Here is a 25906-nt window from a genome sequence, read left to right as displayed (position 1 = left end):
ATGTTCTACCAATACTGGATTGTCCGCTACGTACCGGACCCAATCCGCGGAGAATTCGTCAACATCGCCCTGCTCGTTGGAGCGGACGGGCACGACTGGGCATTCCGTCAGGTCAGGCACCTCAACCGAGCCACACGTCTCGGCGGTGACCCAATGATCGCCAACTATTGGATGCGCGAACTGCAGCGAATGGTAATCAATCTTGATAATGGGCGCGCCTCGGGCCCGGAAGCCATGCTGACTGCGATTGCTGACTCCGGCGAAAACATCAGCGCGGCCACTGTAGCGCGACTAGCGGCCCGCTTGAACAACGCGGTGCAAGTATCAGCGCCATACCCGATTGTTGCCGATTCCGCGCAGGCCGGCATTGACATGCTGTTTGATCACCTTGTGGCAGATCCTCAGGTCAAAACTCGCGAACTCTTTGGCGCCCGGGTAACAAACTACGTGTCACAGCAGTTCCGGCACGCTCTGCCCCGCGGCAGCAACGCTGTCATCCGAAACCGCCCTCACGTTCGCGTCGGCGCTGTTCCCCGAACAGCCAATTTCGCCGTTACTGACTCTCGGGTTGAGCAGATTACCAACACCTGGTCATTCAACCTCTCGGACGTCGAAAAAGTCTCAACAGAAATTCAGGCGTGGGCGGCACACATGAGCCGGCTAAGGACGAAAGGCGGCCTCCTCGAATCTAGGGGCAACCCGCCCCTAGTTATCCCCGAAGACGTACAGCTCCGAGTTGTCTACGAGGAACCGAGGACCGAAGCTGCCAAGCCTGCTCTGGATATCGCCAGAGAAGTCTGGGCCGAAGTCCCCGGACTGGTCGCGTACCCAGAAAGCCAGCAATCCAGACTGGTCGACGACGCCCTCGCCGTCGTGGCCTAACGCTGCCGTGGGTGACGAACTGCACCCGTCACGTTATTAATTCAAGTTCTTAGGTAGACGCCAAAACCTCTAACATTTCGAATATGTGTTCGAATTGGGGAATTGATCCATGGCTCCACCTTCGGGGGTTAAAGCATGTCCGCCTGTCTTGGGTTGACATGCCTGACGGCGCTCGGGGCAGGACGAACGGTGTTGACGTCATTTGGCTCAATAAGGGCCAGCAGCAAGTCGAACGGCGCTGCGCGCTTGCTCACGAACTCGTGCACCTGGAAGGGGAACACCGGGGCTGCCAGCCGCTCGGCATCGAAACTGACGTCTGTGAAGAGACGGCCCGGCGGCTTATCCCCATGGACCTCCTCAGCAAGAGCCTCCGCTGGGCTCGTTCCTTCGATGAACTTGCTGACGAACTCTGGGTCACGCCCGATGTCCTAAAGGATCGTTTCACAGGACTCGAGGACAAAGAATGGGAAACGCTCCTCACCCTGGAGCTACAGCCGCTGTAGCCGACCATCCAATTCGATTCAATACCGGAACGCCGCCAGCGTTCCCGAGGTCGAAAGGATCCCCGTGGCCTGGACAAAGAAACTTCCCTCCGGCAAGTACCAGGGGCTCTACCGCGACGGCGCCGGTAAGGAACGCTCCGCCGGCACGTTCTCTCACAAGCGAGCCGCCCAGAACGCGGCGAGCGCGAAGGAGGAGACGTCGCGGTCGGCTGGGTGGCGGGATCCGGATGCTGCGCGGCGCACGTGGGGGGAGTGGTGTGAGGAGTGGTGGCCCACCCGGAAGATTGAGGCTTCGACGGCGGCCAATGAGGTCAGCATGAGGGATCAATATCTGTTCCCCAAGTGGGGCTCGGTGCCTCTTTGCGATATCACCAGGCAGGACGGGCGGAAGTGGATCTCCGAATTGTCCAGGGTTGAGATTAAGCCGAGCAAGGCCGAGCTGAAGCGACGCGAGAGCAACGATTACAAGCCTGTTGTGCGGACGCTTGCTGCTTCCAGTGTTCAGCGGATCTTTGGCCTGTTTTCGGCGTCTTTCATGGCGGCTGTCGATGCGGAGGTGCTTCCTGGCAATCCGGTCTATCGGCTGAAACTGCCGCAGCGGCCGCCGGCGCAGGAGCGCTACCTGATCAAAGACGAGTACCAGGCGCTTGATGCTGTCCTGGATACGAAGGTCGATGCTGCCATTGTGGGTTTGCTGATCGGTACGGGGCTGCGCTGGGGTGAAGCCATGGGCCTTCACTCTCACCGTGTGGACCGCGAGCGCGGGATGATTCACGTCGTTGAAACGTACGACTATGAGGCCGGAATGATGAAGCCTTACCCGAAGGGCAAGCTGGCGCGAAGTGTCCCGCTTCCTGGGTGGGTTGCCCAACTCATCGATGAGCTGGAGCCCCGGGCGGATCTAGCTGCGGACATGACCACCGCGTAGGCCGCTGCCGGTCGGCTCTGGTCCTAAACGCTGAGGGCGAGATGGTGAACCTGGATAACTGGCGCAAGCGTGTCTGGTTGCCGGCGCTCGAAGCTGCGGGGATTGATCACGCGCGGCCGCACGATCTGCGGCACACCTACGCCTCGTGGTTGATCCAGAGTGGTGTGTCCATCAAGGAGGTAGGCCGGCTGTTGGGCCATGCGTCCCCGATGACGACGGAGCGCTATGCCCATCTTGCCGACATCCCGGCAGAGCAGATTTCCGAGGCCTTGGAGCTTGGTGTCCGTACCGCAAACGTACCGCAAGGCGCTGCTCTACCGGGCTACACGGCACTGCGCGTAGTGCCACCGCGATAGGCCCCCTTCCCAATGCTGGCGCGGATTCTGTCATTCGACGCTATACCGCGTTTCACGTGACTTTCCCGCAAGCGGCTCTTTCGCATCGAAGAGGTCAGGAGTTCGAATCTCCTTAGCTCCACATTTGGCATCAGGGTTCCCAGCCCTGCAAGTAGTCGCCCCTTCCAGCGCAAGGAAAAGACGAGTACCAACTACTCGTGTGCCTAGGTGGCCGGTTCGCATTTACTAAACCCAGCGGATCCCACGCGTCGGCCAATGACCCCCCTCGTTTGCCGAAGCTGCCCCAAGGTTCCGCGGCCGGGGCCGGACGGCATCACCCAGAAGTGCTGTCCGGTCCTGCGCTATGAGGCTTCCACGGTGCCGCGCTCGGGTATATCGTTAACTATCGTTTAGTATCGTTCGCGATTGACTGAGGTGAGCTTGATGCACAATTCATTCCCTGCAAACGGATTCATGGGCAACAACCTGGACGGCATGTGGCAGGCCGTTGAGGAGTTTCGCTCCCGGTTCGAAAAGCGCTCCGGAACCCGTGCGGGCCGGGGCGAGCTACGGACGGCTATCCTCGCCCTGCTTGCCGAGCGCCCCATGCACGGCTACCAGATCATCCATGAAATCGAAGAGCGCAGTGGGGGCAGCTGGAAGCCGAGCGCCGGTTCCGTCTATCCCACCCTGCAATTGCTGGCAGACGAGGGTTTCGTCAGTGCGGAAGAATCCAGCGGACGCAAAATCTACTCCCTGACTGAAGCCGGCCGGGAGGATGTTGCCGGTTCTGAAACGTCTGCACCGTGGGACTCCTTGGGCACGTCGTCGAGCCCGGGATTCGCAGCCCTGCCCAAGGCCGGCGTGGACCTGGCTCAGGCCGCCGCGCAGGTTGGCCGCACCGGAACGCCCAAGCAAGTGCAGGAGGCTGTGACGGTGCTCGAGGAGGCGCGCCGCCGCCTGTACTCGATCCTCGCCCAGGACTGAAGGGGTGACGTCGGTTCGGCGCGATCGGGCAGATCCCACGCCGGGAAGCGGGGATCCCCGCGCCCGCTACCGCCGAATCCTGCGATTCGCCGCATGGCATCTGGCGGTGACGTGGTGGTTTGAGCTGTTCTTGCCCAAGGTAGGCCTTCGTCGGCTGACGGAACGCAACCGAGCCAACAGAATGCGGCAGTTTGCCCGGCGGTTTCACGGCCTTGCGGTGGAGCTCGGCGGACTGATGATCAAGGTGGGCCAGTTCATGTCGTCCCGGCTGGACGTGCTCCCACCGGAGATCACCGCGGAGCTGGAGGGGCTTCAGGACGAAGTGCCGCCCGTTCCCTTTCCTGCCATCCGGACGCTGGCCGAAGCCGAACTCGGTGCCCCCTTGGAGGCGGTGTTCGCCTCAGTCGAGCAGACGCCCATTGCGGCAGCATCTCTCGGGCAAGCACACCGGGCAAAACTCCTGGCCGGCAATGCCGAGGATACCGGGCTCAGCAGCGTGGTCTTCAAGGTGCAGCGGCCCGGCATCGCCGAAATCGTCGACGTCGACCTGGCCGCCTTGCGGAAAGTGGGAGGTTGGCTCAGCCGCATCCGCATCGTTTCCAGCCGCGCAGACGTGCCGGCCCTGATCAAGGAGTTCGCGCAGACCAGCTTGGAGGAAATCGATTACTTGAATGAGGCGGCCAACTCAGAGCGTTTTGCCGCTGACTTCGCCAACGACCCACGGGTAACTGTCCCAGCTGTGGTCTGGGAGCGAACCACCCGCCGTGTGCTCACACTCGAAGATGTCACGGCCATCAAGATCACGGACGCGGAGTCGCTTCGCCTGGCCGGCATAGACCCGGCCACTGTGGCTCCAGTCTTCGCCTCGGTGATGTTTGACCAGTTGTTCACCAACGGTTTCTTCCATGCCGATCCCCACCCCGGCAATATCTTCGTCACGCCGGCTAACGATCCGTCGAGTGAGCATCCCTGGAAACTCACGTTCATTGACTTCGGCATGATGGGCGAAGTTCCCGTGAAGACGCGCAGCGGGCTGCGCAAGCTTCTGATCGCTGCTGCTTCACGGGACGGCAAAGGACTGGTGACCGCGATCAGCGACGTGGGGGTGCTGATGCAGTCGGCCGACACAGCTGAGCTTGAGCGGGCCATGACACAGCTCTTCGCGCGCTTCGGCGGGATGGGTTTCGCGGAGCTTCGCGACGTTGATCCGCGGGAGTTCCGCGAATTCGGGGCTGAGTTCGGCAGCGTGATTCGCTCCCTGCCCTTCCAGTTGCCGGAGAATTTCCTGCTCATCATCAGGGCCATGTCCTTGACCTCGGGTGTGTGCAGCTCACTGGATGCCCGCTTCAATCTGTGGGACTCCGTGGAGCCGTACGCGGCGCAACTGCTGCGCGACGAGCGTGGAAACCTCATCAACGACGTCGCATCCCAGGCGGTCGATGCCGCTGCCATAGCCCTGCGCCTGCCGAAACGGCTGGATGGATTGGTCTCTCAACTGGAGGACGGTTTCCTGCAGGTATCAAATCGCAGGCTCGAACGGCAGATGGCCCGGCTCATCCTGTTGGTCCGGCGAGCAGTCGGCGCAGTCATCTTCGGAGCGGTGCTTATCTCAGGGGCCTTGGTCCGTGCCGATGACATGGTGCTCGGCAATGTGCTGATGATCGTTTCCGTGGTGCCGCTGCTGTTCGCCTTGTGGTCGGGAAGCCGTCGCGTGTGAGAACAAGCTTGCGCCACCTGCCCGCGTCGTAGACTAGCCCTGTGACAGAGACCCCCGCTCCGCGTTCTGAGGCCGCCAACGGCATGTCCGGCCCCATCCTGGTAGGTGTCATGCCGGGGCAGCCCCCCGTGGTTCTTGCGCAAGCAGTCCAGGTGGCCGCCAGTGCCGGGCTGCCACTGGTGTGCGCGTATGCCGACGTTACGGTGTACCCCGTGGACGGCAGTACAGGAGGTCCCGCGGCGCCGATCGATCCGGACGGCGTTGACGACGATTCTTACGAAATCCCCGAATCGCTGAGACAGGCCATCGCCGCGCAACTGGACGGCACCGGCGTCGAATGGTCGATGGTCCCATTGGCAGGGGAACCGGCCCGTGCCTTGGCCCGGGAAGCCGAAGCTGAAGGCGCATCAATGATCGTGGTGGGCACGCGGGAGCACAAACTGACAGCCGCCCTGAAGGAACTGACGGCCGGTTCCGTCGCCCGCCACCTGTCCCATCGCCAAGGACTGCCGGTACTCGTTGTTCCCGTCAATCCCCGGGTCCACACCGACGATGACGACTGAGGACAAACGCCCCGTCCACCTTCACTGGGGATTTATCGGTATTGTTGCGGCCGGTGGTGTGCTGGGCGCTCTGGCACGGTATGGTCTGGGACTTGCCATCCCGGCGCCAGGTGCATGGCCACTTCCCACCTTGGTCATCAATCTTTCCGGCGCCTTGGCGCTGGGCGCTTTGCTTGAGGGCCTCTCCCGCAGGGGTCCCGACGCCGGCAATCGCCGGGTCCTGCGGCTCGGGCTGGGTACGGGGTTCCTTGGCGCGTATACCACCTACAGCACGCTGGCATTGGATGCGGTGCACCTGTTCAGCGCTGGAGCGGCTCCTGCAGCTGCGGGTTATCTGGCAGCGAGCCTGGTGGGCGGCGCTGTTGCCACCCTTGCGGGTATCTGGCTGGGGGCCCGCCATCACCAGCGCGCAACTGGACGCCAATCGTGACGGTCATCCTTCTTGCCTTGGCGGGCGGGGTAGGTGCCGCCGTTCGGTTTGTGGTGGACGGGCTTATCCGGGCACGCCTCAAGACCGCTTTTCCCTGGGGGACCGTTGCCATCAACATTTCGGGCTCCCTGCTGCTGGGCCTACTGGCAGGGTTCGTGATGCGCGGCCAAGCGCCGGAGTCCCTCCTGCTGGTATTCGGTACCGGATTCCTGGGCGGCTACACCACCTTCAGCACGGCAAGCCTGGAGACCATCCGGCTTGTTCAAAGTGGTCGCACGGCCCTGGCCATCATCAATGGGTTGGGCACAATGGCGCTTAGCGTCCTTGCCGCTGCGGCTGGAGTAAGTATCAGCCTGCTGGTGCCTTGAGCAGTGGTGAACCTCACCCTCAAAAGTGTCATGGCCCGCCTGTAGGATCGAGCCATGGCTAAGAAGACATTCAATGAGTTGTTGTCCGCCCAGGTCGCCAATGAGTTTGCGGCCTCCCAGCAATACATCGCAGTAGCTGTGTACTTTGACGGCGAGGACTTGCCGCAGTTGGCCCGGCACTTCTACCGTCAATCCCTTGAGGAGCGGAACCACGCCATGATGATGGTTCAGTACATGCTGGACCGAAACGTGCACGTGGAGATCCCCGGTATTGCCCCGGTTCGCAACAACTTCACCAACGCCAAGGAACCCATCGCGTTGGCCTTGGAACAGGAAAAGGAAGTCACCAGGAACATCGAGGAGATGTTCCGCGTCGCCCGCGCCGAGGGGGATGCCCTGGGCGAGCAGTTCATGCTCTGGTTCCTGAAGGAACAGGTGGAAGAGGTCGCCTCCATGACCACGCTGCTGAACATCACCGAGCGTGCCGAGAACCTCTTCGACATCGAGAACTATGTCGCCCGGGAGACTGTAGGCGATGGCGGAAACGATGCCAGTGCCCCGTCTGCGGCCGGCGGCGTTATCTAGCCATCCACCCAGCCCACGTTTTCAAGGAGGCCGCCGGAAGCTCAGCTTCCGGCGGCCTCTTCCATTGACACAGCATCGTCCGGGTCTGAACGTCCCAGAAGGGACAAACGGCTGGCAATACGCGCCAAATCAACGGGCAGGACACTGCCCGGGACATCGATATCCCAGTTCAAAGGCCCCGCCCCGACCAGAAACAGCGTGATGTCCTGGTCGTGGAGCACATCCACCACATTGCTGAACCGCTGCCATGCCGGTGCGGATGCCGAATCACCATCTTCCGGCGAAGGAACGTCGTCAATGACCCACGTCCTATAGGTATCGGCCAAAACCAGGAAGTCCGATGTTGACGTCAGCCCGCCGCAAAGCTCCTCAAAACCGACCCAGAGCAAGTCGGCGTCTGAGTTTTTGACAAGCAATGGCTGCGTGGTGGGGCTCACGATCCGGCTCTGTGAGGGCTGGGGCCGGAAGAGGCCAAGGCGCCCCAACTGCGTTGGTGTGCCGGGGGAGATGATGCGTCCGGCGCGAAAAGCCTCAAATCCTGTGGCCGGACCGGTTCCGGGAGTAGGAAAGCGGCGGAAATCCGAGGCACCATTGATCTCCACGACGTCCATCATCTCCTTGATGGCTTCAATGGTGGGTACGAAGTGGTCATGCCAGAGGGGATTGGGCAGGAGGTCGTCCGGGGCGTAGTTCGAGGTCACCACCAAGGGGATCCGGCGCTGGGCTGCGGCCCGTAACAACCGGGCAATGAACATGCCATCGCCGACGTCATGGACGTGGAACTCATCGAAAAAGAGCACATCGATGTCATCCAGCAGGGAGTCCACCGACTGCTGGATGGCCGTTCCGTTGCCGGGCTCGAAGCCGTGTGTCCCGGAGTGGAGCTTGCGGAAGAAGTCGTGGAAATGGACACGCCTCTTCCGTGCCTCCAGCCGTCCGTAGAAGCTATCCATCAGCCAGGTCTTTCCGCGGCCCACCGGCCCGTGGAGGTAGAGGCTTCGCGGCGTCCTCCTTGAGAGCGCACGACGCCGGCCGGTCACTTGGGCGGCGAAAGCCGCCAAGAGCTCAGCTGCTTTCCGCTGGCTGGGCTCAAGCTCGAAACCCGACCGCCCGGCGTCGTGCTCCATGCCGGCCACCAAAGTCCCGGCAATGTCCCGCGCCGTACGCGGAGCAGGCCTCAAGAGAGGCGTCACAGCCACCCTTTGCGTTTGAAGATGGCATACATCAGCAGTGCGGCGCCGACCATGAGTCCCACCGCCAAGGGATAGCCGAAGTCCCAATGCAGCTCGGGCATATGGTCGAAGTTCATGCCGTACACGCCTGCCACAAACGACGGCGCAAAGAGGATGGCAGCCCAGGAGGAGATCTTCTTGACCTGTTCGTTCTGCGCAGCACTGGCCTCGTTCTGCCGGTTCGCGGTCAGCGTGCCATCCAATGTGAGGGCGTTCTGCAACAGATCCCTGAACGAGTTCACCCGTGAGATGACGCGCTGAACGTGATCCTCGACGTCGCGAAGGGAACGCTGCAACTCGATATCCACGCCATACTTTTCGAAGCCCTTTTCCAGCAGCGCCATCATGTCCGGAAGCGGCTGGATGGCCCGCTGGAACTGGATCACTTCACGGGCGAGCTCGTAGATCCGACGCGACACGGTGCTGTCGCCGCTGAAGAGTTGGTCTTCGATTTCGTCGATGTCGTTCTCAAGGCCCGCCACCACTGGCGCATAGTCGTCCACTACCTGGTCCAGGAGGGCGTAGAGCACGGCTTCAGGTCCATGGCAGAGCAGATCCGGACGCGTCTCCAGCCGGTGGCGGACCCGGGCGACTCCACCGGTTTCAGCGTGCCGGATGGTCACCACAAAATTTGGTCCGGTGAAGACGTGCAACTCGCCGAACTCCACAGTCTCGGTTTCATCGAGGTATCTGGCTGGGCGGAGAACAGTGAACAGGTTGTGGTCGTACCGTTCGAGCTTGGGCCGCTGGTGTGCAGAAACAGCGTCCTCAACGGCAAGCTCGTGGAGGTCGAATTCCTGGGCGACGGCGGCCATCTCGTCCTTCGTGGGCCGATACAGGCCGATCCAGGCCATGCCACCATGTTCGGCCAGTGTTTCGAACGTTTGCTCGAGGCTGTGCGGGGTGGCGGTGCGGACGCCGTCTACATATACGGCGTTATCGATGATGGTCACTGGGTGAACGCTACTGCATGGCTCCGATGATGGCGCCCGCAACGGTCATGGCCACGAGGTCGTGGCCGGAATTGATCACTGTCACAGCGGCGGGGCGCCCGGCGAAGCCGTTGTGAATGACATGGCCGCCGGCGCGGAATACCAAGGCCGCGATCAGCGCGAAGAAACCGCCGGCCCAGAAAGTGTTGAGCTCCAGCGCGCTGATAAGGACAGCCAGGAGAATGCTGGTCAGGGCCGCGGCCACCATCATGGGAACCCAGATGCCGGCGCCACCTTCGATGTTTTTGAGGTCGTCTTCGGTCTTGCCGATCGCCTGCATCCACCTGCGTCCAAGGACGGCCGGCATGTACCAGACGAAGCCGATGACCATGCTTGAAACGAAAGCCAGAAGTACAGCGAACCAGTTGATCTGGGAGATGTGTGAGAGCCAATCCATGCCTGAAATCCTAGTCCGTTCGGGCCTGCGGGCCGGTGCTCTGGCTCTCCTGCCTGGGGCGTGTTGGGGCTGCGGACATCCTTTCGATGAGCGGCTCAGTGCGGTACGGGATATGCGTATGCAGGGCCAGAACTGTTTCTGTCCGGATGACACCCTTGGTGCGCAGGACCGAGCGTAACGCCGACTGCAGGTTGTGCGTGTCCGTTGCCACCACCCGGCACCACAGATCGCCGCGCCCTGATATCTCGTGGACCTCCAGCACTTGGGGGATCAGGCGTAAGGCGCCAATGACGCCGTCGAGTTCCCGGTGGGTGACTTCAATCGTGACGAAGGCAACGACGTCGTACCCCACCTTTTCGAGGTCCACTTCACGGCCGGCCGCCTGCAGCACTCCGGTCCGAAGAAGGCGCTTCACGCGGCTCTGGGCGGTATTGCGGGCTATGCCCAGGGCGTCGCTCAACTCAGCGATCTGGATGCGGGGTTCCCTAATGAGTTCCAGCAGGATCTTCAGGTCCATTGGGTCGAGGGTGTTCAAATGGTCACTCCAGCTCATTTGTCGCTTACTACTTTGAGTATTTTGCTCAATCCTTGCACTTTTGCAGCTCTTTGAGCTCAGCACTATTGCATTCTATTGCCATCAATACTTAGCCGGACTGCGCTTCCCACAAGGAAAACCGAAACCGGCGACCGAGCCCGAAGGCATGGAAATGACTGTCTTGAGCGAACTCCGCATGCGTCCGGCCACCGCCGAACGCTGGGGATGGGATGCCTCCACCACTGCCCGGCTGGTCCTGACGGGGGTTGTGATCTTTACGCTCCTGGTTGGCGCCAACCTGGCCACACCCTTGTACCCCCTGCTCCAGGCCAGGCTTGGCCTGTCCTCGCTTGACGTGACGGTGGCCTTCTCAAGCTACGTCCTTGCCTTGGTAGGCGTCCTCATGGTGGCGGGCCACTGGTCGGACCACATCGGACGCCGTGCGGCGCTGGTGCTGGCTGTCTTGGTTGGCTTGGTGGGCGGAGTGATTTTCGCCAACGCGGACACCTTGGTGTCATTGTCCTTGGGCCGGGCTTTCCAAGGAGCAGCAGTTGGACTTGCGACAGGAGCCAGCGCCGCAGCCCTGCGTGAATTGCTGCCCCAGCGGCCCGACTGGGCCTCCCGCTTTACCCTTCTGTCCTCTGCCGGAGGCGTGGCCGCCGGTCCCGCAATCGGCGGCCTCTTATCACTCCTGCCGGACTCGACGCGAACTCCCTACTACGTTCACTCGGCAGTGTTGCTTGCAGCGCTGGTTCCCTTGTGGCTTTTGAAGGCGCGGCCAGCCATTGCACCCGCGGGAGGACCGAAGCCCCTGAAAGTCCTCGCTCCGCGGAGGCCGTCCATCTCGCGTGACGCCCGCGGAGCATTCTGGATGGCAGCGGCCACGGGATTCCTCAGCTTCGCCGTCTTCGGCTTCTGCCTTTCCTTGGCGCCGGGCTACTTCGCCAGCGTGGTGCAGGCTGATTCGAGGCCCCTCATTGGCTTGCTTGCAGGGGTCACTTTGGGTGCTTCCGCGCTGAGCCAGCTGCTGGGTACGCGCGGACGCTTTGTTGTTCCCCTGGCCTTGGTGGTTCTGGGCTCCTCCGTGGTTCTCATCGGAGCAGCGGCCGCATGGTCAAGCCCATGGCTGCTGGTGGCAGCCAGCATCACCGCAGGCGTGGGACAGGGCATTGCGTTCCGGCAGGTCTTCAATGAAGTTGCCGGCAAGGTTGAGGCTGCGCGCCACGCGCAGGTCATCAGCACCGTCTATGTCATCACTTACTTGGGAAGCGCCGTTCCGGTGATCGGGCTGGGACTGGCTGTCTCGGCGCTCGGTCTGCAGGCCGCCGTCGTGGGTTTCACGGTTCTGTGCGGCGTGGCGGCGATGGTCCTTGCGGCCGTCTCGTTTCGACGCGTAGTGCGTTCCTGATTCCCGGCCCTATTCGGGCAGCGGTCCACGGTTGCCGGGTATGTGCTGGAAAACCATGGTGGTTTCCGTGTGACCCACCACGGGGTCAGTGGCGAGGTTGTCGAGGAGCCAGTTTCGGAGGTCGTCAGTGTTGGCGACGGCGATATGGAGCAGGTAGTCCACGGAACCGGTGGTGTGGAAGGTGGAGATGACCGCCGGGAGTTTAGGGACGCGGGCAGTAAAGCGGTCGATTTGGTCGCGGTCGTGGGCGCGAAGGCGAACGGCGATGAGGGCCTGTACCGAACGGCCGATGGCCGGCAGGCTCAAGACGGCTTCAAAGCCTTCGATGATTCCCCGTTCGGAGAGCGCCCTGGTCCGCATCAGGGCCGTGGAAGGGGCGATACCGACCAGCTCCGCCAACTGCTTGTTGGAGATACGGGCGTCGTCCACCAACGCTGCGAGGATTCGTTCGTCGATCGCGTCCAGCGGCTCTGCGCTGCCGGTGCTTGACCGAACATTCTTCGTGGGGTTGCTCACGGATCCTCCTGAAATTGCCTTTCATCCATCCTAATCGGTGAATTCTTCAGGTGACTATCGTTTGGGGCGGGCCCGCCGGTCTCCCCGGTTGGCCAGGAGTTGGAGCGGCTCGCTGAGAAGCATCAGCAACAGGGGGAAGTTGCCGGCGGTCGGAACGGCTAAGGCCACAACAAGAGCCGCAAGGAATAGCCCGGACACTATGCCGCCTGCCCGGATCCCTGACGTCGTTTCAGCGGCATCCATGTCGTGCAGATCCGGGTGGGACCGCAGGTGGACGCGCGCCAGAAGGAGCATAAGGCTGGTAGCGAAAAGCGTTCCGATGTAGACAAGGGGCTGGGCCCAGTCGGATTGCAGTTGGGTGGACAGCGAGGTAGCGACGGGCATCAGCACGATCGTGAACATCCAAGCAACCGTCAACCACAACAGTCCGGAGTCAATGCGCCGGACTTTGTGGAACAGTCGGTGGTGGTGCACCCAGAACACGGCAATGAGGACAAAGCTCAGGACGAAGCCCAGTAAGGCGTACTGCTCCTCGGCCAACCATTGGGCCGTAGTGCCATCGTGGTCCGCCAACTCACCCACGCTATCCATCAGCGGAAGGATCAACAACGTCAAAGCAATCGCCACCACGGCATCCGTAAACGCCTGCAAACGCTCCGGTGACGACAGTTCGCGGGGTTTCGTGACCTGTGTCATGCCTCTGATTGTAGGGGCAGGACCGTTGATATCAGCCGGGGTGTTAGGGCCTCCGGTGCACTATCAAGGTGACGGCCGCCGTCGTGCATGAGAGGGCGATGACGCTCAAAGCCAACGCAGGCCAGCCAAACGCCTGGAAGGCCAAACCGCCGGCCCATCCAATAAGGCTCGAACCCAGGTAGTAGGACAGGTTGTACAGGGACGCTGCCTGCGCGCGGCCAGTAGTAGCGATTGCTCCGGTCCAGCCAGATCCCACGCTGTGGGCTGCAAAGAAGCCGCCTGTGAAGATGACAAGCCCGGCCAGGGTGGCTGCCAGGTTCTCCACCAACGTCAACGCCAGGCCTGCCGACATGACGGCGATCCCGGCCACCAGGACGTTGCGCCTGCCAAATCTCGTGGTCAGCCCCGCAGCCCAGCGTGAGCTGACGGTTCCGGACAAGTAGGCAAGGAAGATGAGGCTGACAACCGTGGCGGGAAGTCCGAAGGGTTCGGCATGCAAGCGAAAGCCCAGGTAGTTGTACACGGCCACGAAGCCGCCCATGAGGAGGAAAGCCTGTAAGTACAACGACACCAGCTTGGGGTTGCTGGAGTGTCCCTTCAGGGTCCGGAGGGCGCCGCGGAATCCCAGTGCCGGGGCCGGGCTGAAGCGGCGTTGCTTGGGAACGAGGACCAGGAACAGGACTGCGGACACAGTGGCCAGCAGGGACACTGCCAGGGCCGCGGCCCGCCAGCCCCAGAGCTCGCCCACGGGTCCGGCCACAAGGCGTCCCGCCAGCCCTCCCAAGGTGGTGCCGGCAACGTAGGTTCCAGCCGCCAACGCGGTGTGTATTTTCGTGACTTCCTCGTTGAGGTAGGCGATGGCTATGGCAGGAATTCCACCCAAGGCCATGCCCTCCAAGGTTCGGAGGCCCAGCAGCAGCGGCACAGTGGGGGCCAGCGGAACCAACAGCCCCAGGAGCGTCGCGGCCGCGATGCCTATGGCCATGGCACGGACCCGCCCAATCCTGTCGGCCACGAAAGACCATGGCAGGACAGTGATGGCAAGGCCCACGGTGGCGAGGGAGATACTGAGGGCGGCTTCGGCTGCTGTGATGTTGAGGTCGCTGGCCATGAGGGGCAGGACAGCCTGGGTGGAATACAGCTGTGCAAAGGTGGCAACGCCGGCAAGCGCCAAAGCGGCGAGCACCCGGCTGTAGCCGCGCGACCCCTTGGCGTGCCCGTCCCATGTTTCTGCGCTGCCCAAGGCGATTGCTTTACTCACCCGGCAAGATTAGGCCTCGCCGGACACCACATTCCAATGCATGAGTCGTCTAGAATTGATGCAATAGAGCATGAATAGTGGGAGATCTGCAGGCAGGGATCACTGCTGAAGGGAGACGACCGTGGAGCCGGACCACCACCAACTCATCCAACTCCTTCCGCTCCTTCCCGTTCTGGCTGAACTTGGCCGCACGGAACATATGACGGAAACCGCGGAGATCCTTGGTGTTCCCCAGTCAACGGTCAGCCGGGCGGTGGCACGGGCCAGTGCCATTGTGGGGATGGACCTGCTGGTGCGCGAGGGCAGGGGGATCCGTCTTACTTCCGCCGCCAGGACCCTGCTGCCCTACATAGAAGCCGCGCTGGAGGACTTCCAAGCCGGCCTTGACCGGGTCAGGCACGAGTCGGACGTAGTCCGTGGACGAATCGGAGTGTCCTTCCAACACACTTTTGGTGAGGCGACTCTTCCCCTGCTCATCAGCGCATTTCGCGGCCGCCACCCCCATGCGGTGTTCGAGCTCTGGCAGGGTCCCCGCGACGACTGCCTGCAACAATTGGCCAGCGGGGACAGCGATTTTGCCTTGATTGCGCCGATCGCACCCGAAGGCAGGGGCATCCACTCCCTGCCGCTCTACCGCGAGCCGCTCAGGGTGGTCCTGCACTACCGGCATCCGCTGGCAGGGCGGTCCAGCCTGCATCTCTCAGAATTGCGGCACGATCCCTACGTGACACTTCCAGCCGGTGTTGGGCTGCGGGCCTTGGGGGAAGCACTCCTGCGTGAAGCAGGCTTCCGCCCAAGGATTGCCTTCGAAGTCCAGGAGTCCACCTCCGCCAGGGGCCTGGTTTCGGCCGGCCTCGGGTTCAGCATCCTTCCGCCTGCGGGTCCCGGCTCAGGTACCGGCCAATTTCTTCCGAAGGCCGAACTCGGGCTCGTCGAAGTGGCGATTGAGTCCGAGTTGGCGTTCCGGCAAATTGGTATCGCCTGGCGGGAGAGAAGTTTCGAACCCGACGCCGTTCGGCTCTTCCGCGAACTCGTCATCTCGGAGGGCGGAGAGTTGCTGGCCGAACTTGTCAGAGCCCGCTCAGGTACTCCCTGACGACGTCTTTCGCCGATCCTTCACGGGCCAACCGCCAGCCGGTGCCCGCCCACAGATTCAGGCGCTGTGGATCACCGGCTGCGGACGAGGCTGCCCGCACCGGTGCCGTGAGGTGATGGATTGCCGGGTAGCCTTCCGGAGCATCCTGATGGTCGCGGACGAAGTCGTTGACCAGCGATCGGGCCAAACGTCCGGTGAAGGCGCGGGTCATGGCCGTTTCAGTAAACGCGGGATCACCCAAAGCATCCTTGTGCAGCTGCCGGGCGCCGCTTTCGTGGGTCCGAACCAGGGCAGTCCCGATTTGCGCGGCTGACGCGCCGGCGTCCAGCACATCACGCAACCCCGGGCCGTCCATGATGGCACCTGCCGCGATCAGCGGAAGCCCGACGGCGGCACGCACTTGGGTGACCAGTTCCGCCGTCGTCCGGGCTGCCGGGGTTCCGGCTGATTCCTTACCGCCCGGCAGGAAGGCCGCTGAGTGTGCGCCCGCTGAGCGGTGCTGGACGGCGAGGGCGTCCGGTCCCTCCTCGGCAGCGGCCAGGGCTTCCCGGACACTGGTGACGCTGCAAATGACGGCGGTTCCGGCCTTCCGGAGCGCGGCCACCACCGGCTTCCCAGGCAGGCCGAAAGCGAAACTGACGAACTCCACGGGATTGGCCAGCAAAACATCGATCTTGTCCTGCCAGGCATCGTCGTCGTCAAGGCGGAGGGGCGGCAGGCCCACCCCGTAGCGCGCCGCATCGGGTTCCAGCTCTGCCCGGTAGGCCTGAAGCCGCGCCTGCTCAGCCTGGCTGGGCGCGAGTTGGCGGGCATCAGGCACAAAGACGTTCATGCCAAAGGGGGCGTTGAGGGCCCGCGTCGCCGTGATCTCGGCAACCATCGCCTCCGGGCTTTTGTAGCCTGCGGCGAGGAAACCCAGACCGCCGCCCTCATGAACTGCCTGCACCAACGCGGGCGTGGACGTTCCCCCGGCCATGGGGGCTGCAATAAACGCTGTACCAAACAGGGATTCGGGCATGTGCGGTTTCTCCTCCGGACGCTCCAAGCTAGTCTGTCACGGTGAACAATCCTGACTCTGCCCAGCATTCCCTCGCCGATACGGAAGCCGTGCCCGGAACCGTCATCGGGCTCGACATCGGCGGTACGAAAACACGCGGCGTGCGCTTTGAAAATGGTTTGCCGGTCGTAGACGAAAGTGCCGGCAGTTCCAACGTGCAAAATGTCAGCCGGGAGCAGGCCGCGGCCAACCTCGCTGAATTGTTCGCGAAGGTCGGTGGCGGACACGTTGACGAGGTGTACGCCGGTGCAGGGGGGATCGATACTGACCAGGACGCCCAGGCGCTCGCCGAGCTGATCGCGCCCCATGCCCCCGGCGCCCGCATCACGGTGGTTCACGACTCACGTTTGCTGCTGGCAGCCGGCGGAGCCAGCACGGGAGTAGCGGTCATTGCGGGGACCGGCTCAGCGGCGTGGGGAAAAAACGACGCCGGAGAGGAAGCCCGCGCAGGCGGCTGGGGATACCTTCTGGGTGACGAAGGCAGCGGCTTCTGGCTGGGGCGGGAAGCCGTCCGGCACAGCCTGCGCCGGATGAACCAAGGCCTGGAGCCGGACCGGCTTAGCCGCGCGTTGTTGGACTCGTGCGGCGTGGACGAACCCGGTAAGCTGATCGCCCTTTTCCACTCACCGGACACGGGTCGCCGGTACTGGGCGCAGCAAGCACGCCTCGTGGTGGAAGCAGCCGACACCGGCGACGAAACCAGCAAGGCTTTGGTGGAACAGGCAGGCCGCGACCTCGCCGAGCTCGCCGGGCAAGCCGTTCGGCAGTTGCGACTGGACGGGCCGGTGATCCTGGGAAGCGGACTTGGCATGAATGTTCCCCGGCTGCAGGAAGCATTCAAGGCGAAGCTGGCCGAAGACGGCATTGTTGATGTACGCATACTTCAGCAGGATCCCGTGTTCGGCGTCCCGCGGTTGGTGGCCGAGCAGCGCCGTTAGCAGCGGCCTAACCGCGGGTTCGTGGCCGCAGTCTAACGCCGGGAAGCGGAGGAGCGGGAATGCGGCCGGCCTCCGGTCCGGCATCGGGACCATGGCCGGGGACGAAGCCGAAGCGTAAGGCGGTGGCAGCGTCGTCGTCGAGGAGTCCCTCTGCTTCCCATTCCTCACGCGCCTGTTCGACTTCCTCGTGGGTCCGCCCAACGAAGTTCCACCACATGAGCAGATCCTCGCCGAACGGTTCGCCGCCGAGGAGCATGAACCGCGTGTCCGGCCCGGCTACGACATCAAGGTTGGTCCGGCCCGCCCCCAGGTAGGCCAGCGGGCCGGCCTCTATGTCTTGACCGTCGATGACCACATGGCCGTCCAGCACCAATACTGCGTGTTCAAAGTCCGGACGCACGGGCAGCTCAAGTGGGCCGGAGCCCGTGATATCGGCTCCAACGATGGGGCTGAACATGGTGGCTGGGGAGCGTTGGCCGGCGAATTCGCCCACCATCACGGTGGCCGTAAAGCCTTCGCCGACTGCTACCGGCAGGTCCTTCACCTGCTCGAAGGACGGCGGACGGTGGCGGTGCTCCTCAGGAAGGGCTACCCACAGTTGGAGCCCACGCGAAACGGGAATCCCTTGCGCCTCGGGGCTTGATCCTGCCGCGGTGGTGGAGGGGAGGACCGAGAACTCCGAGTGTGAGATGCCATGGCCTGCTGTCATGATGTTCAGCTCGCCCGGCCGTACCACGACATCGCTGCCCACGCTGTCGCGGTGCCGCACTGCGCCTTCCAAAGGCCAGGTGACCGTTTGGAGCCCACAGTGCGGATGGGGAAGGACGCTCATGGCCACCCTGTCGGGGCCGAAGCTGTCCAGGAAGCACCATGCGCCAACAGTCGGCAGCCCGCGCTGGGGCAGCGTCCTCATGACATTCATGGCACGAACCCCACCCAAGGGAACCTCACGTTCGGGCCACAGCTGAACGCACGGACCCTGATCTTCCGTAGCTGCCGGGCACACTTCTTGTGCCGGAGAAGTATCAAGATTGGTCATGTGTTCATCACCTGTGCATAAATGTTGGAAATTGAGCTAATCTGTTCCGTGTGAACAACGCCCTCTTGAGCTACCACGACGCCGTCCTTTACCGTTCGGGTGAACCGTATCGCATCCTCGCCGGAGCCATCCACTACTTCCGCGTGCATCCGGACCTGTGGCAGGACCGGCTGCGCCGGCTCAAGGCAATGGGCGCCAACACTGTTGACACATACGTTGCCTGGAACTTCCACCAGCCTAAGCGCGATCAGGCTCCGGACTTCAGCGGGTGGCGCGACCTGGGACGGTTCATTGACGTCGCAGCTGGTGAAGGATTGGACGTCATCGTCCGTCCCGGGCCGTACATCTGTGCTGAATGGGACAACGGCGGCTTTCCCGCCTGGCTGACAGGCATCCCGGGCCTTGGCCTGCGCTGCATGGACCCGGTGTTCACCGCAGCCATCGAGGAGTGGTTCGATCACCTCCTTCCCATCATTGCCTCGCGGCAGAGCTCTGCAGGTGGTCCTGTGGTGGCGGTTCAAATCGAGAATGAGTACGGCAGCTACGGCGACGACCATGATTACATCCGCTGGAACCGGCAGGTGCTTGAGGAACGCGGTATCACGGAGATGCTCTTTACGGCTGACGGTGGCAACGACTACTTCCTCGACGGCGGTTCCATCGAAGGCACCTGGGCGACGGCAACGTTGGGAAGCCGCGGCGACGAGGCCGTAGCCACCTGGCAGCGACGACGGCCCGGTGAGCCGTTCTTCAACGTTGAGTTCTGGGGCGGTTGGTTTGACCACTGGGGCGAACTGCACCACCGCCGCGACGCCGATGACGCAGCACTCGAAGCCCGGAAAATGCTCGATCTCGGCGGTTCGATCTGCGCCTACATGGCTCACGGCGGAACCAACTTTGGCCTCAGCTCCGGCAGCAACCATGACGGCACCATGCTTCAGCCGACCGTCACCAGCTACGACTCCGACGCGCCCATCGCTGAGAACGGTGCACTCACGCCGAAGTTCCACGCCTTCCGCCGGGAGTTCTTCCGCGCGCAGGGCATTGAAGAGCTGCCCGAACTCCCTGTTGAGTTGCTGGCCGGGGCCCCGGTGCTTCCGGCGCAGACCTTGCCATTGACGGAGGGGCAGGATCTGTTGGAGCTCGTTGGAAACGCAGGCGGGGTGGTCAGCAGCGTCAAGCCACTCAGCTTCGAAGAATTGGGACTCGACGCCGGCCTGGTGCTGTACAGCTCCGAAGCCATCCTGCCAGGACGGGCTGATACTCCTACGGAGAGCCGGCTAAAGATCACCGGCCTGAACGACCGTGCCTATGTTTGGGTGGATGGCGTCTTCGCCGGCGTCCTGGACGACGTCACTGGAGCGGAAGGCCTGACGGTTACCGGCACAGGTATTCCAGCCAAGCTGGACATCCTGGTCGAGAACCTGGGGCGCATCAACTACGGACCCCTGACAGGCCAGGGCAAGGGCATCCTGGGCGGTGTCCTCATCAACCAGCGGTACACCTTCCATTGGACACAGACTCCCGTTGCGCTCGCCGACTGGAAGCAAGAGGACCTGGAGTCCCTGGCCGGAACCGACTTTGAGGTAGATGAGCCGGCCGACACCTACATTGCCTTGCCCGATTCCGGGAAGGGCTTCATCTGGCTCAACGGTTTCCTCCTGGGCAGGTATTGGGAGAAGGGCCCACAAGTCACCCTCTATGCGCCAGCCCCGTTGCTGAAATCCGGCCGCAACAGCATTAAGGTGCTGGAGCTTGGTAAGCCGGGCACCGTCGTCGAGCTTCGCGAGGCGCCTGACCTTGGTCCCGAAGAAGCAGGTCCCATCACCGCCGCTGAGCTTCCCTAACGATGTGATTCAAGGATTTATGCTGGCTGCATGAGCCTGCAGTTCGATACCCGCCCAGCCGCGTACGCCGTGATTGTCCAGGAGGAGAAGATCCTGCTGGCCTATTGGAAGCAGGACGGCAAAGAAGGGTGGACGCTTCCGGGCGGAGGCCTTGATCTGGCCGAACACCCGGTGGATGGGTGCAGGCGCGAGGTATTCGAGGAAACCGGCTACCAAGCGCGCATCGAACGCATGCTGGGCATCGATGTAGGCCACTGGCCGGGCGAGGCCAGACCTGACGGTTCCGTGAAGGACTTCCAAGCCCTCCGCCTGGTCTATGAGGCCACGGTGGTGGGCGGCGAACTGACCCACGAGGTGGATGGCAGCACCACCCACGCCGCGTGGATTCCGTTGCTGGACATCGGGAAACTCAACCGGGTGTCCTTGGTGGACACGGCACTGCGCATGCACCGGGAGCGCCCGGCAGACGGGAAGCTGAGCTAGAAAGCGCCGCGAAAGACTAGCCAAAGCGTCACCGCTTGGCTACGCTAAACAACGTTGCCGGCACTTCATCTGCCGGCCGGATGCCGAGGAGGTGGATTTTGATGATTGCCACGATCTTGCGCGCCCCGCACTCAGTTGCGGCGTGCCGTCATCAGCCCACCAATCTTGTCCCGGCATCAGCCTGCCGAATCTAGGCGGCCGGGCCTCACCAGAGGCATTTCATTGAATACTTACGCTTCTTCAAGCGACCCTTCCTTCAGTTCCACCAAGCAACTTCCCAAAAATCTGTTTCACGGACCGGTGGAGTACGGCTTCACGGACAAGACCGTGGGACTTTTCGCTGCCCACCCGGCGCCGGCGGCCCAGGAAACTTCCAGCCCGGGCCGCGTAGTGCGCCTGGACCGGAATCGGGTGCTCGTAGCATCCGCAGAGGGTCTCCTGCACCTGCCCTATCCACTGCACGGGCTTGTGCCAGCCACCGGAGACTGGGTATGGCTCGGCCACAACAACGCAGGTGAGCCTGCCGTCGTCGAGGTCCTGCCGCGGCATTCCGCACTCAGCCGCAAACGCGCCTTCGAAGCTTCCTCGGAGGAACAAATCCTGGGCAGCAACATCGATATCGTCGCGGTGGTCGTCCCAGTGGACCGTCCCCTCACCCATAACCGCCTTGAGCGGACGCTCGTGGCGGCATGGGATTCCGGTGCCACGCCTCTTGTCGTCATTACCAAAGCGGACCTTGCCGACTTGGCAGACGATGTCGTGGGTGAAGTCATCCTGCAAGCTGCCGGCGTGGATGTCGTCACCACGTCGGCGGAGCAGGGCGACGGGCTCGACGAATTGATGCAGCACATTCCCGCTGGCGCTACTTTGGTCCTGCTTGGCCCTTCCGGCGCAGGGAAATCAACGCTCATCAATGCCCTCGCGGGCCGGGACGTCCAACAAACCGGCGCGGTCCGCGCTGGCGACGGCAAAGGCAAGCACACCACAACATCACGCGAGTTGGTGCCCCTGTCCGGCGGCGCGGTCCTGATGGACACCCCAGGCGTCCGCGGATTTGGACTCTTTGATGCAGACGATGGCATGGAGGAGATGTTCGGCGACCTGGAGGAACTCTTCACCCGTTGCCGCTTCGCGGATTGCGTCCACCAAGCCGAACCCGGGTGCGCAGTTCAGGAAGCACTGGCTGAAGAAGCCCTCGATCCCCGGCGCTGGGCAAGCTACCAGAAATTGCAACGTGAGTTGGCAGCCCTTGCCAGGAAACATGACGCAGCGGCGCGGCGGGCCTACCAGCGCGAATGGCACCAGAAGGTCGTCTCAGCGAGCAGGGGCCAGCGCGCGGCGGAACGATACAGGCACGATCAAGCTGAGGAACGGGCCGGGAAAGGCGGCAAACGAAGGAAACGCTGAACATTGCCGATTCATTACGGAAAACGTGGCGGCGCTGACATCGCCGGTGGGGCTGGCTACGCTGGGTGAAGATTGCTTTGCAGCCAAGTAATAAGAGTGCATATGATCGTGTGGCTCTACCGATGTTCTCGACCACCGATGTTTTCGACCACAGATAGGTAAGCCCGGGTATGGCCGAAGCCATGATTGAGTTCCAGAGCGTAACCAAGCAATACCAGGGCGGGCAGCCGGCGGTGGACGCCCTGAGCATGTCCATCGACAAAGGCTCGATCACGGTGTTCGTTGGGCCTTCAGGCTGTGGCAAGACCACATCCCTGCGCATGATCAACCGGATGGTGGAGCCCTCCAGCGGAACCATCACAGTGGCAGGCGAGGACGTCTCGCACGTGCCTGCAGCGCAGCTCCGCCGTTCAATGGGCTACGTCATGCAGTCATCGGGCCTGCTGCCGCATCGTTCGGTGCTGGATAACATCGCCACCGTCCCGCGGCTTAACGGCGTTCCCAAGGCAGCGGCGCGGAAACGTGCCGCGGAACTGCTCGACGTCGTCGGACTGGCTTCCGTTCTTGGCAAGCGGTACCCGTCCCAACTCTCGGGTGGTCAGCAGCAGCGCGTCGGGGTTGCCCGGGCGCTCGCTGCTGATCCGCCTGTCCTGCTCATGGACGAACCCTTCAGTGCTGTGGATCCCGTGGTCCGGGACGAACTGCAGCAGGAACTCCTGCGCCTGCAGAGGGAACTGGCCAAGACCATCGTTTTCGTCACGCACGACATCGATGAAGCTACGGTTCTTGGCGACAAAGTTGCCGTCTTTGCCGTTGGCGGAAAGCTGGCGCAATATGCGGCGCCGGAGGAGATCCTGCGGGCACCGGCGAACGACTTTGTTGCCTCTTTCGTGGGGCGCGACCGCGGCTTCAGGCACCTTGCCTTCAACCCCGCGGACGCTGTGACGTTGCACCCGGTGACCATGGTCGGTCCTTCCGATGGCCGTCACGCGGGCCGGGAAACGGGCGAGTGGGCCTTGGTCGTGGATGAGGATTCGCGTCCGCTCGGGTGGTCCTCGCCCCGTGATGGTGCCGGGTTGATCCCTGGCGGATCGCTCTTCCGCAAGGGCGACACCCTGAGGCGTGCTTTGGATGCCGCGTTGTCGTCGCCGTCGGGGCTGGGCGTTGCAGTGGACGACGACGGCCGGGTGGCCGGGGTCTTGAAGGCGCCGGAAGTCCTGTCGCTCATTGAAGAAGTCCGCCACCAAAGGGAGGACGCCACCTGATGGAGTGGTTCCTCAATAACAGTGGCATGGTCCTGGGCCTGGCGGGCCAGCACATGGTGCTTGCCCTCATTCCCATGATCCTTGGCTTGTTGATTTCCATCCCGTTGGCCCAGCTGGCCAGGCGCAACAGCACGCTCAGGTCCGTCGTGGCCACGGCCACGTCGTTGCTCTACACCATTCCCTCCCTGGCACTGTTCATCATTCTCCCCACCGTCCTGGGCACCCGGATCCTGGATCCGCTGAACGTTGTGGTGGCGTTGACCATCTATGCTGTCGCCTTGCTGGTCCGTGCGGCCATGGACGCCTTCGACTCCGTGGACGACGATCTCCGCAACGCTGCCGTCGCCATGGGCTTCAAACCCCTGGCCCGCTTCTTCCAAGTGGATCTCCCGTTGTCGCTGCCCGTGATGTTTGCAGGCCTGCGGGTCGTCTCTGTCAGCAACATCTCTCTGGTCAGCGTCGCTGCGCTGCTCGGGGTGGGCAATCTCGGGTTCCTGTTCACCGACGGGCTCCAGCGCACGTTTATCACCGAAGTGGTGGTGGGTATTATCGCGATTCTGGTGCTTGCACTGCTGATGGATGCTGTCCTGGTGGTTCTGGAGCGCCTTCTGACTCCTTGGACGCGGGCGGCCGGCGGTAAGCCGAACCGGCCGGATGCCAATACCCTCGTTACCGAGCCCAAAGCAGGACCTGCCACCCAGCACGCAGCCCTTCGCCCCGATCCGGGGGCATCCGCATGAACATCTTCGCCGAGACCATTGCCTGGCTGACCGATCCCTCCCACTGGACAGGGAGCGGCGGAATTCCCACCCGGATACTGGAACACCTCCAGTACAGCGCGCTGGTGCTCCTCATCGCAGCCGCCATCGCAATGCCTATCGGTCTCTACATCGGGCACACGGGCCGCGGCCGGGTAGTCGCTGTTGCAGTTGCCGGGGCACTTCGCGCCCTCCCAACACTGGGTTTGCTGGTCCTTTTCGCCTTGCTCGCCGGCACCGGCTTGATGCCGCCTGTGTGGGCCCTTGTCATTCTTACGGTTCCGCCGCTGCTGGCAGGCACGTACGCCGGCATCTCCAGCGTCGATGCCACCGTGGTGGACGCCGCCCGGGCCATGGGCATGACCGAACTCCAGATCCTGTTCCGGGTGGAATTACCCAATGGCCTCCAGGTGATGTTCGGCGGCATCCGCACGGCGGTTCTGCAGGTCATCGCGACTGTTTCAGTGGTGGCTTACCTGCCGCTGGGTGGGCTGGGGCGTTACCTGTTTGACGGACTTGTCCTGCAGGATTTCCCCCGAATGCTCGGCGGTTCGTTGCTCATTGCAGGGCTGGCCATCGCCGTGGACCTTATCCTTGCCGGCGTGCAGAGGCTTATCCTCTCGCCCGGCCTGACCCTCGACTCAAGCGGCCGCCAGAAGGCGGCCGATGATCTCACAGCCACAGCTCCCGCAGGGGCTGCCGTTCAAGGAGGTACACCATGAAAAATCCCGTTCCCATGACCCTTACGCGCCGTGGTCTCGGCGGCCTCGCAGCTGGACTGGGTGTAGCCCTCGCATTGAGCGCGTGTGGCGGCAGCCCGTTGGCCACGCCCTCCACCTCTGCGCCGAGCGGCTCCGCTGCCGGCGGCTCCCTGGTTGTCGGTTCGGCCGACTTCCCGGAGAGCCAGGTCATCGCCGAGATCTACGTCGGCGCTCTCAACGCCGCAGGTCTGACGGCCACGTCCAAGCCGAATATCGGTTCGCGCGAAATCTACTTCAAGGCCGTCCAGGATGGCTCCGTCGACCTCGTCCCGGACTACTCCGGCAACCTGCTCTCCTTTGTGGACACCGAAGCAAAGGAAGTTTCCGCGGAGGATGTTTATAAGGCCCTCCCAGGCAAGCTTCCGGAGGGACTCGCCGTCCTGGAGCCGGCGAAGGCCGAGTCCAAGGACGCCATGGTGGTTACCAAGGCCACGGCTGAGAAGTACCAGCTCAAGTCCATCGAGGACTTGGCCAAGGTCTGCAAGGACTTCACCATGGCGGCTCCGGCAACGTTTGAAACGCGTGCCTACGGCTTCCCGGGGCTGAAGGCCAACTATGGTTGCGAGCTCAAGGGCCTCCAGCCCTTCAGCGACGGCGGCGGCAACCTGACCCTCCAAGCCCTTCTGGAGGACAAGGTCCAGGTGGCCGACATCTACACCACCACGCCTTCCATCGCAGATAACGACCTCGTGGTCCTTGAAGACCCGAAGAACAACTTCAAGGCCCAGCAGGTCCTGCCGCTGGTCAAGGAGGCCAAGATGACGGACAAGGCCAAGGAAGCGCTCAACAACGTCTCCAAGATCCTGACCACCGATGACCTGATCAACCTGAACCGTGCGGTCAGCGGCGACCAGAAGCAGGCACCCAAGGATGCAGCAGCCGCATGGCTGAAGGACAAGGGCATCGTCAAGTAACGCCTG

At 62.9% G+C, this 25906-nt stretch carries 29 protein-coding genes; 20 read left to right on the top strand and 9 right to left on the bottom strand.

Features of this window, described 5'->3' with window-relative positions:
- The 10 genes from J3D46_RS20575 (at nucleotide 1) to J3D46_RS20530 (ending at nucleotide 7298) form a co-directional block, all read left to right on the top strand.
- Nucleotides 1–882, top strand: a complete 882-nt coding sequence (locus tag J3D46_RS20575; RefSeq protein ID WP_231343348.1) for a DUF3037 domain-containing protein — start codon at nucleotides 1–3, stop codon at nucleotides 880–882.
- Between the two features lie 158 nt (nucleotides 883–1040).
- On the top strand, nucleotides 1041–1385 hold the full coding sequence (locus J3D46_RS20570) for an ImmA/IrrE family metallo-endopeptidase (RefSeq protein ID WP_231343333.1): 345 nt from the start codon (nucleotides 1041–1043) through the stop codon (nucleotides 1383–1385).
- A 64-nt stretch (nucleotides 1386–1449) separates the two neighbouring features.
- Nucleotides 1450–2313, top strand: coding sequence for a site-specific integrase (locus J3D46_RS20565; RefSeq protein WP_231343336.1), 864 nt, complete (start codon nucleotides 1450–1452; stop codon nucleotides 2311–2313).
- Between the two features lie 41 nt (nucleotides 2314–2354).
- Nucleotides 2355–2669, top strand: coding sequence for a tyrosine-type recombinase/integrase (locus tag J3D46_RS20560; protein ID WP_231343338.1), 315 nt, complete (start codon nucleotides 2355–2357; stop codon nucleotides 2667–2669).
- Nucleotides 2670–3092: 423 nt separating this feature from the next.
- Nucleotides 3093–3635 (top strand): PadR family transcriptional regulator, encoded by a 543-nt coding sequence (locus J3D46_RS20555; protein ID WP_231343340.1) that lies wholly within the window; start codon nucleotides 3093–3095, stop codon nucleotides 3633–3635.
- A gap of 4 nt (nucleotides 3636–3639) precedes the next feature.
- The gene (locus tag J3D46_RS20550; protein ID WP_231343342.1) at nucleotides 3640–5352 is read left to right on the top strand and encodes an AarF/ABC1/UbiB kinase family protein; all 1713 of its coding nucleotides are present in this window, start codon (nucleotides 3640–3642) and stop codon (nucleotides 5350–5352) included.
- Nucleotides 5353–5393: 41 nt separating this feature from the next.
- On the top strand, nucleotides 5394–5915 hold the full coding sequence (locus tag J3D46_RS20545; RefSeq protein WP_231343344.1) for a universal stress protein: 522 nt from the start codon (nucleotides 5394–5396) through the stop codon (nucleotides 5913–5915).
- Entirely contained in the window at nucleotides 5905–6345 is a 441-nt protein-coding gene (locus J3D46_RS20540) for a CrcB family protein (protein ID WP_231343345.1), read from the top strand. Before J3D46_RS20545 ends, J3D46_RS20540 begins: the two co-directional genes overlap by 11 nt.
- Nucleotides 6342–6713 carry a fluoride efflux transporter CrcB gene (gene crcB / locus J3D46_RS20535; RefSeq protein WP_231343346.1) on the top strand — a complete coding sequence of 124 codons (372 nt, stop codon included), beginning with the start codon at nucleotides 6342–6344 and terminating at the stop codon, nucleotides 6711–6713. The genes J3D46_RS20540 and crcB overlap by 4 nt, the downstream gene beginning before the upstream one ends.
- Before the next feature lie 54 nt (nucleotides 6714–6767).
- Complete coding sequence (locus tag J3D46_RS20530; protein ID WP_024817501.1) at nucleotides 6768–7298, top strand: ferritin; 531 nt, start codon at nucleotides 6768–6770, stop codon at nucleotides 7296–7298.
- A gap of 41 nt (nucleotides 7299–7339) precedes the next feature.
- Here the strand turns inward: J3D46_RS20530 and zapE are convergent, their stop codons facing one another.
- From zapE to J3D46_RS20510, 4 genes are read right to left on the bottom strand one after another with little or no spacing between them, the layout of a single operon-like run.
- Nucleotides 7340–8491, bottom strand: coding sequence for a cell division protein ZapE (gene zapE / locus J3D46_RS20525; RefSeq protein ID WP_253468650.1), 1152 nt, complete (start codon nucleotides 8489–8491; stop codon nucleotides 7340–7342).
- Nucleotides 8488–9483, bottom strand: coding sequence for a magnesium/cobalt transporter CorA (corA, locus tag J3D46_RS20520; RefSeq protein WP_231342607.1), 996 nt, complete (start codon nucleotides 9481–9483; stop codon nucleotides 8488–8490). Before corA ends, zapE begins: the two co-directional genes overlap by 4 nt.
- Before the next feature lie 10 nt (nucleotides 9484–9493).
- Nucleotides 9494–9919, bottom strand: coding sequence for a DUF1761 domain-containing protein (locus tag J3D46_RS20515; protein WP_253468647.1), 426 nt, complete (start codon nucleotides 9917–9919; stop codon nucleotides 9494–9496).
- A gap of 10 nt (nucleotides 9920–9929) precedes the next feature.
- A complete protein-coding gene (locus J3D46_RS20510; RefSeq protein ID WP_231342611.1) occupies nucleotides 9930–10472 on the bottom strand; it encodes an Lrp/AsnC family transcriptional regulator in 543 nt (180 codons plus the stop codon).
- Between the two features lie 154 nt (nucleotides 10473–10626).
- On the opposite strand from J3D46_RS20510, the gene J3D46_RS20505 reads away from it, so the two are divergent.
- Nucleotides 10627–11862, top strand: coding sequence for an MFS transporter (locus tag J3D46_RS20505; protein WP_231342612.1), 1236 nt, complete (start codon nucleotides 10627–10629; stop codon nucleotides 11860–11862).
- 9 nt (nucleotides 11863–11871) lie between these two features.
- Here J3D46_RS20505 and J3D46_RS20500 read toward each other — a convergent pair whose 3' ends face one another.
- The 3 genes from J3D46_RS20500 to J3D46_RS20490 are packed head-to-tail and all read right to left on the bottom strand — an operon-like array spanning nucleotide 11872 to nucleotide 14335.
- On the bottom strand, nucleotides 11872–12378 hold the full coding sequence (locus J3D46_RS20500) for an Lrp/AsnC family transcriptional regulator (protein ID WP_011775479.1): 507 nt from the start codon (nucleotides 12376–12378) through the stop codon (nucleotides 11872–11874).
- A 54-nt stretch (nucleotides 12379–12432) separates the two neighbouring features.
- Complete coding sequence (locus J3D46_RS20495) at nucleotides 12433–13074, bottom strand: TMEM175 family protein (RefSeq protein WP_231342613.1); 642 nt, start codon at nucleotides 13072–13074, stop codon at nucleotides 12433–12435.
- A gap of 43 nt (nucleotides 13075–13117) precedes the next feature.
- On the bottom strand, nucleotides 13118–14335 hold the full coding sequence (locus J3D46_RS20490; protein WP_231342614.1) for an MFS transporter: 1218 nt from the start codon (nucleotides 14333–14335) through the stop codon (nucleotides 13118–13120).
- Nucleotides 14336–14456: 121 nt separating this feature from the next.
- Between J3D46_RS20490 and J3D46_RS20485 the strand changes: the two genes are divergently transcribed.
- Nucleotides 14457–15431: a LysR family transcriptional regulator gene (locus J3D46_RS20485; protein WP_231342615.1), complete on the top strand. Its 975-nt coding sequence runs from the start codon at nucleotides 14457–14459 to the stop codon at nucleotides 15429–15431.
- On the opposite strand, the gene J3D46_RS20480 is transcribed toward J3D46_RS20485, so the two are convergent.
- Nucleotides 15406–16449 (bottom strand): nitronate monooxygenase, encoded by a 1044-nt coding sequence (locus J3D46_RS20480; protein WP_231342619.1) that lies wholly within the window; start codon nucleotides 16447–16449, stop codon nucleotides 15406–15408. The two genes, J3D46_RS20485 and J3D46_RS20480, sit on opposite strands and share 26 nt — an antisense overlap.
- Before the next feature lie 41 nt (nucleotides 16450–16490).
- Here J3D46_RS20480 and J3D46_RS20475 point away from each other — a divergent pair, with 41 nt between their 5' ends.
- A complete protein-coding gene (locus J3D46_RS20475) occupies nucleotides 16491–17426 on the top strand; it encodes a BadF/BadG/BcrA/BcrD ATPase family protein (RefSeq protein ID WP_231342623.1) in 936 nt (311 codons plus the stop codon).
- A 7-nt stretch (nucleotides 17427–17433) separates the two neighbouring features.
- Here the strand turns inward: J3D46_RS20475 and J3D46_RS20470 are convergent, their stop codons facing one another.
- A complete protein-coding gene (locus J3D46_RS20470; protein ID WP_253468645.1) occupies nucleotides 17434–18465 on the bottom strand; it encodes a pirin family protein in 1032 nt (343 codons plus the stop codon).
- A gap of 50 nt (nucleotides 18466–18515) precedes the next feature.
- On the opposite strand from J3D46_RS20470, the gene J3D46_RS20465 reads away from it, so the two are divergent.
- From J3D46_RS20465 to J3D46_RS20435, 7 genes are all read left to right on the top strand, one after another.
- Complete coding sequence (locus J3D46_RS20465) at nucleotides 18516–20312, top strand: beta-galactosidase family protein (protein ID WP_231342626.1); 1797 nt, start codon at nucleotides 18516–18518, stop codon at nucleotides 20310–20312.
- 30 nt (nucleotides 20313–20342) lie between these two features.
- Nucleotides 20343–20795 carry an NUDIX hydrolase gene (locus tag J3D46_RS20460; protein ID WP_231342629.1) on the top strand — a complete coding sequence of 151 codons (453 nt, stop codon included), beginning with the start codon at nucleotides 20343–20345 and terminating at the stop codon, nucleotides 20793–20795.
- Nucleotides 20796–21017: 222 nt separating this feature from the next.
- Nucleotides 21018–22202, top strand: a complete 1185-nt coding sequence (gene rsgA / locus J3D46_RS20455) for a ribosome small subunit-dependent GTPase A (RefSeq protein WP_231342634.1) — start codon at nucleotides 21018–21020, stop codon at nucleotides 22200–22202.
- Between the two features lie 170 nt (nucleotides 22203–22372).
- A complete protein-coding gene (locus tag J3D46_RS20450; RefSeq protein ID WP_269215863.1) occupies nucleotides 22373–23467 on the top strand; it encodes an ABC transporter ATP-binding protein in 1095 nt (364 codons plus the stop codon).
- Complete coding sequence (locus J3D46_RS20445; protein ID WP_231342637.1) at nucleotides 23467–24207, top strand: ABC transporter permease; 741 nt, start codon at nucleotides 23467–23469, stop codon at nucleotides 24205–24207. Before J3D46_RS20450 ends, J3D46_RS20445 begins: the two co-directional genes overlap by 1 nt.
- Nucleotides 24204–24947 (top strand): ABC transporter permease, encoded by a 744-nt coding sequence (locus J3D46_RS20440; RefSeq protein ID WP_253468643.1) that lies wholly within the window; start codon nucleotides 24204–24206, stop codon nucleotides 24945–24947. Before J3D46_RS20445 ends, J3D46_RS20440 begins: the two co-directional genes overlap by 4 nt.
- On the top strand, nucleotides 24944–25900 hold the full coding sequence (locus J3D46_RS20435) for an ABC transporter substrate-binding protein (protein ID WP_231342639.1): 957 nt from the start codon (nucleotides 24944–24946) through the stop codon (nucleotides 25898–25900). Before J3D46_RS20440 ends, J3D46_RS20435 begins: the two co-directional genes overlap by 4 nt.
- Nucleotides 25901–25906 lie beyond the last annotated feature (6 nt).

The sequence above is a fragment of the Paenarthrobacter sp. A20 genome, from assembly GCF_024168825.1.
Taxonomy (GTDB): domain Bacteria; phylum Actinomycetota; class Actinomycetes; order Actinomycetales; family Micrococcaceae; genus Arthrobacter.
This window is presented reverse-complemented; position numbering and strand designations above follow the sequence as displayed.